A 12,190-nucleotide genomic window follows, 5' to 3' on the forward strand; every position below is an offset into this window, starting at 1 on the left:
GCGGGTCATGGTTAGAAAGGTGCTAACCCGGTTGCTGTCAGGATTCGCAGGACGGCGTGAAGTTCCAGGTTCCCGCGTGGACCCGGAAGTCACGCGTTGCAGGTCCGTTGGCCGGGGCGGTGCTGTCGGGCAACCGGACGATGGCGGTGACGCCGGCGGGAACCGTGCACTCCAAGTACGTTCCAGCCGTGGTCCGCCGCCACGCAACAGCAACGTCACCATTGGGCAGCGGGAGACTTCCCCGGGCGTGCTCGAGCCGGCAGGCCGGCGGTTCGATCAGCAGTTCGCTGCCTCCGGGAACCGTCACACGCACGCCGAGCAGGGACTCCAGGATTTCCTTCAACACGGAGGCGGACCAGGCGTGGGACTGGCTGTAGTCGGTGCCGTCTTCCAGTTCCCAGGCTTCCCAGGTGAAGCTGGCGCCCTGCTCGAGGAGCCGTGCCCAGCCGGGCTGGTCCGACGATGTGAGCAGATCGATGACGGCGTCGGTCAGTCCCTCGGCCACCAGGGCGCGCACCAACCGGTGTACGGTCATGGGTCCCTGGCGCATGCCCTGGGCCGCGATCCTGTCTGCGTCAGCCGCTGCGTGCGCAGGATCGGTGATTCCGAGGGACAGCGGGAAGGACGTTGCATGTTGGGAGGCGTGGGTGCTGGGTGTTCCGTCGGCGTGCAGCCCGTCCACCATCACGCCGTCCACGCGCAGGCGCGTGCGGATGGTTTCCGCGAGGGCCCTGGCATGTCCGGCGTAGCGCACGGCATCGTCCTCCTGGCCGGCGATGCTGCACAGCCGCGCAGTGGACATGAGGGCCGAGTAGGCCTGGGCGTTGACGGTGGTCTTTGCAGCGCACTCCATGTCGTAGCCGAAGCGGCCGGGGGCCGGCCAGTCCACGATGCCGTGAAGGTAGGGGCCGGAGCCGCCGCCCAGTTCGGTGACCAGTCCCGCCGTCGGGCCGTCCGTGGCGAGGTACCGCAGCGCGTAGTCGGCTGTGTTCCGGAGGTGCGGGAGCAGTTCCTTCACGAGTGCGAGGTCTCCGGTCCGGAGGTGGTATTCCTCGGCCCACTCCGGCATCATGAGCGAGAAGTCGGGGATGTCGCGCTTCCCGTCGCCATTGGGATAGACCGCGTTGTAGCGCCCCCGGTCCTCGCAGGCGTTCCAGTAGCGCGCCGCTGACCAGCCGAACTCCCGCAGCGCCTGCGCCGTGTAGGCGTGCTCGCCGAAGAGTGCCATGGTGGCGTAGGAGATGTTGACGGCGTCGGCCAGGAACTGGCCTTTCTCCCGCGTGGGCGTATCCACGAACTGTTCCTGGACGCCGTACAGTGCTGAATCGCGCAGCAGCCGGAACACGGCATTCAGTGCGGGGTCTGAGCTGTTGAAGCTCCCCTCGTGCGGGTGCCGGCCATGGACGACGACGGCGCCCACCCGGGACAGGTCCGACGCCTCCACGCCGGGGATTTCCAGGTAGCGGAAGCCCAGGTGCACGCTGCTGCGGAACGGCTGGGGGCCTTCCGCCTGCGTATACGGGAAGGACATGTCCGTGTTCTGGCTGGCCGTTTTGCCGCTGTCCACCCTGCCGCAGGAGTCAAGGGAGTACCCGGCCCGGATCATCACGGTCCGCCCGGCCGCGCCGGCGCGGAAGTCCACTTCCGGGCGCGCCGGGATGATCCGGCCGAAGTCCGCCACCAGCGTTCCGTCGGTGGCGGTCAGGAACGCCTCCGGGGCAACAAAAGTCTCGGACAGGAAAGTGCGCCGGGGGTGCAGTGCGGGGAATGCCGGGACAGGATGGGGGCCGTAGCTTAGGGCCAGGGCCATGTCCTGGCGGGTGTCGAAGGCTACCGCGGCCTGCCCGTCGAGGTGCTCAACGGGATCGCCCTCGTCGTTGCGGTAGCCGGCCTGCCGGTAGGGGGCCTCGGCCGCGCGCCAGTCCGGGCCGGAGCCGAAGACCTCGCGGCGTCCGTCCGTGTAGTCAACGCTGAGCCGGACCAGCAGGCCCGGGACGCTGGCCGCCCTGCCCTGGCCGGGGCCGTACCAGTGCAGCAGGGCCGTCAGCGAAACATCTGTGGATTGCTGCCGGACGGGGTCTGTCGCCTGGGCGGGCGGCGCTGCCGTGTCTTGCGGTGTGTGGGCAGCCAGGAGCGCAGTGACGTCGGCGGCGTCGTAATATCCTTCGCCAGGATAGCTGAATGAAGTGGTGCTGAGGCAGGGCCTGCCGTTCACGGCAAGCTGGGCATGATGGCTGGCTGCGGCGAAAAGACGGGCACGGGCAACGCCGCCGGTGAGCCGGATGGTGGTGCGGAAGAGTGACCATTCATCGGGCTGCCGGTGAACCGTGGTGCGCGCCCAATGGCTGAGGGAGGCACGGGCTTCCTCAGGTCCGGCGTCGAATCTGTGGTCCAGGATTAGCATGGCGCTGATGGGAGCATTGTCAGGTGTGGGCCCGGCGGCGGTGACGCGTATGGAGGCGTACTCGGCTTGGCTGCGGGGTCCCTGGTGGAGTGCAAGCAATCCCTTCGCTCCGGCAGGGGAGGGTTCAGCCACGGAGAGCAGCTCAACGCCGTCGAGGGTCACGCTGATGGTGTCGCCGTCGTCGGTGACGGTCAGGTGCTGCCACGTGCCCGGGACCATGTCCTTGCCGGGCAGTCGCTCCTGGCTGGCCACGGCGTCGCGTTCCAGCTGTGCGCTGGCCAAGACTTCGGTGTCGGGAGCAACAGGGGCGGGGATTTCCCAGGCCGGGGCGCGGCGGAGCACAACGTTGCCCGCGGTGTTCAGTTCCAGCAGCAGCCCCGTGCCGGGCCCGCTGCTGCGGAGAAGCAGACCGGCCCATCCCATCACCGGACGGAGGCGGGCGTCCAGGATGAACTGCCGGACGGGCCCGCAGGGGACGGGAAGGAACGGCGAGCCCGCCACACGAAGGGCGCCGTCCAGGACGTCCAGCGGAGGCCGGCCGCCTGCCGCCCGGTGGATCCAGTGGGCGCCCCACCCGCTGTCCGAGAGTCCGGTACTGAAGACCGCCGCTTCGGACCAGGGGCCGGGGTTCCCGGCGGCGTCATTCACGCGGACACGCCAGCTGTAGTCGGCGTCCTCAGCCAGTTCCGGTCCACCGTAGGGGACCCCGGACTGCCTGGATGAGGGGACGGGTCCGGAGTGCCAGATCCCGGTTCCAGCCGAATCCTCGACGGTGATCTCATAGCCGGTCTGCCAGGCCGCGGCAGGATCGGCGTCCTCCGACTGGCTCAGCCTCCACCTGAACACCGGGCGCAGAGACGCCGTCAGGCAGGGGGCGAGGCCGTCTGTCAGCAGGCCGGCAGCATGGAGTCCGCCCTGTCGCGTATCGGTTGGCACTGTTTCCTGGGTGGGGGAGACGCCCATCAGGAAGGAGTTCCGTACGAAGCGCGAATCGGCCCGGCTGCGGCGGGCCGGGACGCGAACGCACCTGGGCGCCGGACAGGACCCGCACTTGGGGAAGGGGACTTGGCGGCGGCGCCTAATGGTGTTCTCAATGGATCTCCGTTTCTGCCCGAAGGCACAAGCTTGCGGCCCGACTCCCAGTTTTGGCGGCCCGGGGCCGCGGGACGGCTGCCCGCCGAACGACTCTGGGCCCACGGTTACGGGCTACTCCGCGTGAACGCAAAGAATGGCCGCTGAACCAAGAAAGCGCTTTCTGCGACCCAGTCTGGACTACGGATGAGCCGGGAGTCAAGCAATGTAACGATTCAAAGCAGGCTTTGGAAGGCCCGCTCCCGATCGAAAACCGGGGCAACCAAGGCCGGGTCGATGCCCGCGACCTCGGGCACATCCACCCGGTCGTCGTGGGCAAGATCAGCCGCAAAACGCTCTGAGTTCGCCGCCTCAGGTAGTCGATCTCCTCAAGACTGGTTTGCGCAACCTCCTCGACCAGTGCTGCCATGTCCGCACGATCGGACACCAAGCACGCACGGGAGCGTTCGGACGCTGGCGGGGCGTATCGTCGCGTTATCGTTGGTCCAACACATCCCACCAGGAGGACGCATGCCGTACGTTGTTGACTTCGAGAACGTTTCCACTGTCGGGCTTGAGTCGTCTCCGGTGGCTGAGACGCTCGCCGGGTTGCGCGCCAACGAGGGCCGCTACTACCGGAACAAGTACGATCACGTTTTCACCGTGAGCCCCGCAAGCGACATGCCGGAGGTGGTCGACCGGGTCAGCCGCATCCTCAAGGAGGAACGCGACATCGTCATCGGTTCCCGCCCGCTCGAAGCGACAGCCTTCGAAGTCGAAGGCCTGCGGATGGATTACGTGTTCTACGAGTCGGGTCTGTCGATCAACGTCATGTACAGCATCGAGGACGGCGGGAAACGAGCGGTTGGATTCAAACTGGCTGAAGGCATGGATATTCCGGAAGAACTGGCATCCCGTCTCAAATTCGCCCGCCAGAAGTCCAAGCTCGCAGGCGTTATCCGAGGCTCCTACTTCGTGATCAAGGGCGAGTACTGAGCGGCTGACGTTGCGGCGCGGCTGGCGCGGTGCTGTTGCGAACCACCAGGGACATCGTCGGCCCCCGCGTTGGGATACCGGACCGCTCCTGGTGGACAATGCGTTCATGACCAATGACGATCTTCGGCCTGTCTACTTTCTTTCGGACAGCACCGGCATCACGGCGGAAACGCTCGGCAACACGTTGTTGACGCAGTTCCCCGCCAATAACTTTGACAGGATCACCGTCCCCTTCATTACTACCGTCGAGCAGGCCAGGACCGTGGTCCATACCATCGACGACCTGGCCGCCACCGGCCCGCGGCCGATCGTCTTTTCCACCGCTGTCAGTAGCGACATCCGCCGGGCCCTCGCTAAGTGCAAGGGGATCGTCGTGGATCTTATCGGGACGCATGTCGGACAGCTGGAGCAGGCCCTTGGCGCCCCGGCCAGCGGCGAACCCGGCAGGGCCCATGGGCTGGGCAATGCAGAGCGGTACCAGTCCCGGATGGCCGCCGTCGAGTACGCCATGGAACACGACGACGGCCAGAGCCTGCGTGCGCTGGAAAAGGCGCAGGTCATCCTCGTGGCACCCTCACGCTGCGGGAAGACGCCCACAACCATGTATCTGGCGCTGCAACATGGGATTTTCGCCGCTAATTTCCCGCTGGTGGACGAGGACTTTGAGCGGGAAGGGCTTCCCAAGCCGCTGAGGCCTTTCGTTGAGAAATGTTTCGGACTCTCCTCCAACCCGCTGCGCCTGAGCCAAATCCGTACCGAAAGGCGCCGCGGTTCGCCGTACGCATCACTGCGGCAGTGCGGCTTCGAGCTGCGCAGCGCCGAACAGCTGTATGTCTCCCACCGGATTCCATACCTCAATTCAGCGACGGTGTCCGTGGAGGAAATGGCTGCGACCATCCTGCAGCGCATGAACCTCAAGCATTAGGGAAAATTTTCACAAACTCAGTGTGGCGCACATCATGTGGAAAGCGCGTCCGAGACCTGTCACTGTGGACAGGATTCGCGCCCACCAACCGGCCATCGCCGGGAGCGGGGCGGCACATCTGCATGCCATCATCTGCAAAGGAGCAGCAACTATGACGACAGACATCCTGTGGTTCTCAGAACTCGGACTCAAGGACCTGGACCGGGTGGGCGGAAAAAACGCCTCCCTTGGTGAGATGGTGCAGAACCTGACCTCTGCCGGCGTCCAGGTCCCTGACGGCTTCGCCACGACGGCCGACGCCTACCGCACCTTCCTGGCTGACTCCGGCCTGGACCAGAAGATCGCCGACCGGCTGGTCGGGCTGGACACCGACGACGTGACGGCACTCGCCGCGGCCGGCCAGGAAATCCGGACCCTGATGCGCGAGACGCCCTTCCTGCCGGACTTTGAAGCGCAGATCCGCGCCTCGTACCAGGAACTGGTGGACAAGCACGGGGGCTCCGATGACCTGTCCTGGGCCGTCCGTTCCAGCGCAACGGCGGAAGACCTTCCCGATGCCTCCTTCGCCGGGCAGCAGGAGACCTTCCTGAACGTCCGCGGGATCGAGAACATCCTGCTCGCCATCAAGGACGTCTTCGCGTCCCTCTACAACGACCGCGCCATCGCCTACCGGGTGCACCATAAGTTCGAACACGCCGAGGTCGCGCTGTCGGCCGGCATCCAGCGGATGGTTCGTTCCGACGTGGGCGCTTCCGGTGTCATGTTCACCATGGACACCGAGTCCGGGTTCAAGGACGCTGTCTTCGTCACCTCCTCGTACGGCCTCGGCGAAGCCGTGGTCCAGGGCGCCGTCAACCCCGACGAGTTCTACGTCTACAAGCCCGCCCTGCAGGCCGGCCGACCCGCCATCCTCAAGCGCGGACTGGGCGAAAAAGCCCTGCAGATGACCTACACGAGCAGCCGGGAGATCGGCCGCACCATCGACTTCGTACCGGTTGAGGCTTCGCTGCGGAACCGCTTCAGCCTCACTGACGACGACGTCGAGCAGCTCGCCCGCCACGCGGTCGCCATCGAAAACCACTATGGCCGTCCGATGGACATCGAATGGGGCAAGGACGGGATTGACGGCGGCCTGTACATCCTGCAAGCGCGCCCCGAGACCGTGCAGTCCCGCCGTGCGTCCGGCAGCCTGAGCCGTTTCCGCCTCAACGGGACCGGCCGCGTGCTCGTGGAGGGCCGCGCCATCGGCCAGCGCATCGGTGCCGGCAGCGTCCGCATCCTTACCGCGATCGACCAGATGGCCGCTTTCAAGACCGGCGACGTCCTCGTCGCCGACATGACCGACCCGGACTGGGAACCGATCATGAAACGTGCCTCCGCGATCGTCACCAACCGCGGGGGACGCACGTGCCACGCGGCCATCATTGCCCGCGAACTGGGGATTCCCGCGGTCGTCGGCACCGGGAACGCCACTGAAGCACTCTCGGACGGCCTCGAAGTCACCGTCTCCTGCGCCGACGGTGAAACCGGCGTCATCTACGAAGGGCTCCTGGACTTCAGCGTCGAGGAAACCGAGATCACCCAGCTGCCGGAGGCTCCGGTCAAGGTCATGATGAACGTCGGCACGCCCGAACAGGCCTTCACGTTCGCCCAGCTGCCGAACGACGGAGTAGGCCTCGCCCGGCTCGAATTCATCATCAACCGCCAGATCGGGATCCACCCCAAAGCACTGTTGAACCTGGAGGACCAGCCGGCGGAGGTCATTGCGGAGATCCGGGAGCGGATCGCCGCCTACGACAGCCCGCGCGACTATTACATCAAGCGCCTTGCCGAAGGCGTGGCCACCATCGCCGCGGCCTTCGCGCCGGAGCCGGTGATTGTCAGGATGTCCGACTTCAAGTCCAACGAGTACGCCAACCTGATCGGCGGCCCCGCGTACGAACCGCATGAAGAGAACCCGATGCTCGGCTTCCGCGGCGCGTCACGCTACCTGGAACCGTCCTTCCGGGACTGCTTCGACCTGGAGTGCGAGGCCCTGTCCTTCGTGCGCAACGAGATGGGGCTGACCAACGTCAAACTGATGATCCCCTTCGTGCGTACCGTGGACGAGGCCAGTGGCGTCATCGACCTGCTCGCCGAGAACGGCCTGCGCCGCGGCGAAAATGGCCTCGAGGTCATCATGATGTGCGAGATTCCATCCAACGCGCTGCTCGCCGACGATTTCCTGGACTATTTCGACGGATTCTCCATCGGTTCCAACGACATGACCCAGCTGGCCCTTGGCCTGGACCGGGACTCCGCGATTGTCTCGGGCGGCTTCGATGAACGCGACCCCGCCGTCAAGAAGCTCCTGAGCATGGCGATCAAGGCGTGCAAGGCGCGCGGCAAATATGTGGGCATCTGCGGCCAGGGGCCGAGCGACCATGCGGACTTCGCCGAATGGCTGGTGGCGGAAGGCATCGACTCGGTTTCGTTGAACCCGGACACCGTGGTGGACACCTGGCTCCGGCTCGCCGGCGCGGCAGGCCTGGCCGGGGCCGGAGCGGCCGTCGGCGCAGAAGCGCGCTGACTTTTCGGAGCTGATACGAGTGCCCGCCCGGGATAGCCCCGGGCGGGCACTGCCCTACGGGTCGTTTTACTGTCGGGCGGGGTGCTCACGCACGCGCATCAACCATTCGGCGACGAAGGCTTGCAGGAGTTCGGGTTGCTCATGCATCAACGCGTGGCCGGCCCGATCTAGCACCGCAAACGTGGCACGAGGGTACTGCGCCACTAAGCCCCACGGGCCCGCGTACCCGGCCGTGGCATCCTGCCTTCCGGCGAGGATCAACACGGGATGGGAGTAGGCTTTCGCGTCTTCCGGCCGATCCCGGAGCTCCCAGTGCGAAAAGATTCGCGCCAGGGCGGACTCGTCAACAAGTGGCATTGCGGGAGCCACGGAATCCCTGAACCGGCGCAGGGTTTCAGCAGTCTGCACAACGAAGTAGCTACGGTAAGAAGCCTCGAGGTCCGGTCCCACGTCGCCGGGCATGTCGACCATCGACGCAAGGACGTCGTGCTTGGGCACGTCACGCGTATGCGCGCCGACCGGACAGATGAGCGCCAGCCCGACGGCCTGGTCAGATCTCCCGTTGGCAACGGCACGGGCTAAGTACCCGCCATACGAATGACCAATGACAAGAAACGGTTCATCACCAATAGCGCTGTCGATCAGTCCGTGCAGAATGTCCAGCACGTCATCGTTGCTCGTGACCACCTCGGGCGCGGGGGTTCGGCCCATCCCCGGCAGGTCCGGGTACAGGCGGCGAAATCCGGACAGGTTGCACAGTATTGGTTCAAGAGCGCCAGCGATTTCGCGGTGATCCACGCCGGCCCCGTGCAGAGCGAGAACCGGCGTGCCGCTGCCATACTCGGCGTAATGCACAGGCACTCCACTGACCGTACATTTCATCCGGACAGTGTAGAGCGGGTCGCGGCTTTCCAACACCGTCAAAGCGCGCCAGCCGACGGACGCCTTCGCCGCTGTGTCGCGGGCTCCCGGTAACCAGCGCGCAGGAGGCCCTGTGGCCCTACTCCGAGGGGGCGGCCAATCCATAGCATTGCGTCATGGAACAGTTGCAGGAAGCCAACGCCGAAGAACCGGCGTTGTCTGCCACCACAGTTTTCGCCAGTCTCGCGGAATTGCGGGACGCTCCCGGCTACAGCCCGAAGGCAATAGCCGAAAGGCTCATAAATTCGCTTGGCTCTGATGCTGCGGCTCCTCTTCTCGGCGTCAGTGCAGGACTATTGGATCGGTGGGCATCTGGCCAGGATGCGCCGAATGCCGACGGCCGGCTTCAGCTTGCGGACCTGGACGCTCTCGTCGGACACCTCCATAGTGCTTTCACGCCGGCCCAGGCCATGATCTGGATGTGCAGCCCCAATGTGCAGCTGGGGTCCCGGCCTATAGATGTGTACCGCACACAGGGGTCGGCTCCCGTGATCGGGGCCATCCGGGCACACGTGCGGGAAGATATCGCCCAATCGGAAGGCCCGGACGTAAGCGGTTGACCTCAAAGGAAGCAGCCTACTTCGATGCTCTGACCGGGCCGCCGCCTACGGTTGGACAAAACGGGGCCTTCCACCATCGGCCGGCCGCCACAAGAAAGCCCTTGCCATGTGCCGATCATTCGGGCTCCACGCCGGTTCCCGACCCGTCCGGGCGACGTTCCGGCTCCTGGACGCTCCGGACAGCCTCTCGGACCAGAGCCGGCCGGAGCCCGACGGGGCCGGTATCGGCTCATCGTGACCACGGCTACGGTCCTGCGGGCTCTCAGATGCCCCTGCTGCCACCCGGGGCCCGGGCCTGGATCCAAGGGAGACGCCCGACACCGGACGAGGCGGCCCTGGACCGTACTATCGAGCGTATGGGCGTACAAGCAGCCCGGGTACGGCGACGACGAAGGGAAAGAGGATCAACGATGAAACTGTTGACTGTAGCGTGGACGGCGGCCGCGAGCGCAGCTACGGCAGCGGCCGGTGCGGTGGCGACGGATCCTGACAGCCGCTGGTACCAGCGGCTGCGCAAGCCGGACTGGCAGCCGCCCGCCATTGCCTTTCCGGTCGTGTGGACCGCTCTTTACGCGGACCTTGCCGTGAGTTCCGCCGTCGCCCTGGACAGTAAGGATGCCCCCGACCCCGAGGGCGGTCAGGACGGGCGGCGGGAGATCCGCGCCTACCGGGGCGCCCTGGCCGCGAACCTGGTTCTCAACGCGACGTGGAGTTGGGTCTTCTGGCGTGCCCGCCGGCCGTGGCTGGCCGCGGCAGAGGCCGCCGTGCTGGCTGCAAGCAGTGCAGACCTGGTGCGGCGGACGTACAAGCTGAACAGCAGCGCCGGCGTCGCACTGGCCCCGTACGCACTCTGGTGCGGGTTCGCCACCGCTTTGTCGACGGCGGTCGCGAGGCTCAACCCCGGAGCGGGCGGGCGGCGGTAGTTCCGGTATCCGCTACGGAGACAGCCGGCGTGTTATTCGGCGGACGGCCGCCGTCGTTGTTGTTTCGTCGCCGATCTTTGTTCCTTTGCGGCGAGGCGCCGGCGGTTCGATCCCCGGGTGGGTTTGGTTGGACGCCGAGGGGCAGCTTCGGGAGCAAGGGCCTCTGCCACAAGGCCGGAGAGCTTGGCGAGGGCGATCTCGCGATTGCGCAGCTGTGAGCGCTGCTCGGAGGCCGCCACGGTGATGACCCCGGAAATGAGGCGTCGTTGGAGGCGCGTGAGCAGCATCAGCCGTTGCTCGTCCAAGAGTGCCCGCGAGTCGCGGATGTTCCAGGAGAGCTCGACGCGGCTGTCCGAGGTGTTGACGTGCTGACCGCCAGGCCCCGACGAACGCGAGAAGCGCCAGCGGAGTTCCGGGGCGGGAATAGTGAGCGCGGGTGACACCTCCAGATCCATGCAACCAGCGTTGCACAACATGGGCGCAATCGAAGAGCCCAGCCGCTCGCGCGCCAAAGCCCGGACACTGAAGGAGGGGCGTCCTGCCGGGTGAGGGGGCAGGCAGCCGGCCGTCAGGCTGCCTGCCAGCCCGCAGGCAGCGCCTTCAGCCCGTAGACAATGGTGCTGTCCATCCGTTCCAGGTGCGCGCCCGGGGCGAGTGCCAGTCCAGGCAGCCGGGACAGGATGGCTTCCAGTGCGATCCTTGCTTCAAGCCTCGCAAGCGGCGCACCGAGGCAGAAGTGGACGCCGTGGCCGAATGCCAAGTGACGGATCTGGCCCCGGTCGACGTCGAACTCGGCAGGGCGTTGAAATTGCCGTTCGTCGCGGTTTGCGGAGCCGATCCACGCCACCACGGGTGCGCCGGCCGGCATCTGAACGTCGCCGAGGATGGTGTCGGTGACCGTCACCCGGTACATGGACTGGACCGGGGACCGAAAGCGAAGCACTTCTTCGATGGCCTGAGGGAGCAGTGCCGGCTCCATCACTAACCGATCGATGGTGCCGGGCACCTCGGTAAAGCAAAGGACCGCGTTGCCGATCAGGTTCGTGGTTGTTTCGTTGCCGGCGACGAGCAGCAGGGCGCAGAAACCCAGCAGTTCGGCCACGTTCAGTTTCTGCCCGTCAATCTCGGCGCTGAGCAGGTTGCTGATCAAGTCATCGCCGGGCCGCCGCCGTCGCTGTTCGATGAGGTCCAGGAAGTATCCCGTCATTTCCCGGTTAGTGGCCTGGTGGTCTTCCGTTGCCGCATTGGTCCGCGTTTGGCTGACGATGACATCGGACCACTGCTTGAAGCGGTCCCGGTCATCCGCGGGGATACCCATGAGTTCCGAAATCACGATAACCGGCAGCGGGTACGCCAACTCCTCGATCAGGTCGGCGCCACCGCGGGAAACGATCCCGTCCAGAAGCTCTTCCGTGAGTTCCGAAATGCGGGGAGCAAGCGCGTCCACGGCTTTCGGTGTGAACGCCTGGGTCACCAGCGAGCGTAATTGACGGTGCCGCGGCGGATCTGTGGTGATCAGGCTCGAGGCGAACAGCTGGCCTGTCTCGGAAGGATCGTCGCCGCCCATCCGGGAAGAAAAGGTGGCGTATTCGGACAGGACCCGCTGCACGTCGTCATACCTGAAGACATGCCAACTTCCCGATTGCTCGTCGTGGAAGACGGGTGCGGCTTCCCTCATTCGCTCGTAATAGGGGAAGGGATCCAGCGGGTTCTCATTGGCGGCGGCGAAATCCATGGCTGGCCTCTCTGCTCAGCCCGGCGATCTATCGGGTCTATCGGTCTCGCCGAAGCGCCGGGGCGTCGGATTGATGGACCGTGGGA

Annotated in this window: 9 protein-coding genes and 1 pseudogene; 5 read left to right on the forward strand and 5 right to left on the reverse strand. The window is 65.9% G+C overall.

The annotated features are described in order from the left end of the window. Positions 1-37: 37 nt before the first annotated feature. Together JOE41_RS20665 and JOE41_RS21080 are read right to left on the reverse strand one after the other, a co-directional pair. Positions 38-3,340: a family 78 glycoside hydrolase catalytic domain gene (locus JOE41_RS20665; RefSeq protein ID WP_307800732.1), complete on the reverse strand. Its 3,303-nt coding sequence runs from the start codon at positions 3,338-3,340 to the stop codon at positions 38-40. A gap of 404 nt (positions 3,341-3,744) precedes the next feature. Next, positions 3,745-3,938: pseudogene (locus tag JOE41_RS21080) on the reverse strand (AarF/UbiB family protein); the annotation flags it as partial. 68 nt (positions 3,939-4,006) lie between these two features. On the opposite strand from JOE41_RS21080, the gene JOE41_RS20670 reads away from it, so the two are divergent. The 3 genes from JOE41_RS20670 (at position 4,007) to ppsA (ending at position 7,965) form a co-directional block, all read left to right on the forward strand. Next, a complete protein-coding gene (locus JOE41_RS20670; protein ID WP_209753458.1) occupies positions 4,007-4,471 on the forward strand; it encodes a phage tail protein in 465 nt (154 codons plus the stop codon). Between the two features lie 106 nt (positions 4,472-4,577). Further along, a complete protein-coding gene (locus JOE41_RS20675) occupies positions 4,578-5,396 on the forward strand; it encodes a pyruvate, water dikinase regulatory protein (RefSeq protein ID WP_209753459.1) in 819 nt (272 codons plus the stop codon). A gap of 151 nt (positions 5,397-5,547) precedes the next feature. After that, positions 5,548-7,965, forward strand: a complete 2,418-nt coding sequence (ppsA, locus tag JOE41_RS20680; protein ID WP_209753460.1) for a phosphoenolpyruvate synthase — start codon at positions 5,548-5,550, stop codon at positions 7,963-7,965. A gap of 66 nt (positions 7,966-8,031) precedes the next feature. Here ppsA and JOE41_RS20685 read toward each other — a convergent pair whose 3' ends face one another. Beyond that, entirely contained in the window at positions 8,032-8,820 is a 789-nt protein-coding gene (locus tag JOE41_RS20685; protein WP_307800733.1) for an alpha/beta hydrolase, read from the reverse strand. A gap of 182 nt (positions 8,821-9,002) precedes the next feature. Between JOE41_RS20685 and JOE41_RS20690 the strand changes: the two genes are divergently transcribed. Together JOE41_RS20690 and JOE41_RS20695 are read left to right on the forward strand one after the other, a co-directional pair. Next, the gene (locus tag JOE41_RS20690) at positions 9,003-9,446 is read left to right on the forward strand and encodes a hypothetical protein (RefSeq protein ID WP_011691821.1); all 444 of its coding nucleotides are present in this window, start codon (positions 9,003-9,005) and stop codon (positions 9,444-9,446) included. Between the two features lie 410 nt (positions 9,447-9,856). Then, positions 9,857-10,369 carry a TspO/MBR family protein gene (locus tag JOE41_RS20695; RefSeq protein WP_209753462.1) on the forward strand — a complete coding sequence of 171 codons (513 nt, stop codon included), beginning with the start codon at positions 9,857-9,859 and terminating at the stop codon, positions 10,367-10,369. A 32-nt stretch (positions 10,370-10,401) separates the two neighbouring features. Here the strand turns inward: JOE41_RS20695 and arfB are convergent, their stop codons facing one another. After that, positions 10,402-10,824, reverse strand: coding sequence for an alternative ribosome rescue aminoacyl-tRNA hydrolase ArfB (gene arfB, locus JOE41_RS20700; protein ID WP_043429721.1), 423 nt, complete (start codon positions 10,822-10,824; stop codon positions 10,402-10,404). A 113-nt stretch (positions 10,825-10,937) separates the two neighbouring features. Then, positions 10,938-12,104 (reverse strand): cytochrome P450, encoded by a 1,167-nt coding sequence (locus JOE41_RS20705; RefSeq protein ID WP_209753463.1) that lies wholly within the window; start codon positions 12,102-12,104, stop codon positions 10,938-10,940. Positions 12,105-12,190 lie beyond the last annotated feature (86 nt).

This window comes from Arthrobacter sp. PvP103 (genome assembly GCF_017833075.1).
In the GTDB taxonomy this organism is placed as follows: Bacteria; Actinomycetota; Actinomycetes; order Actinomycetales; family Micrococcaceae; genus Arthrobacter.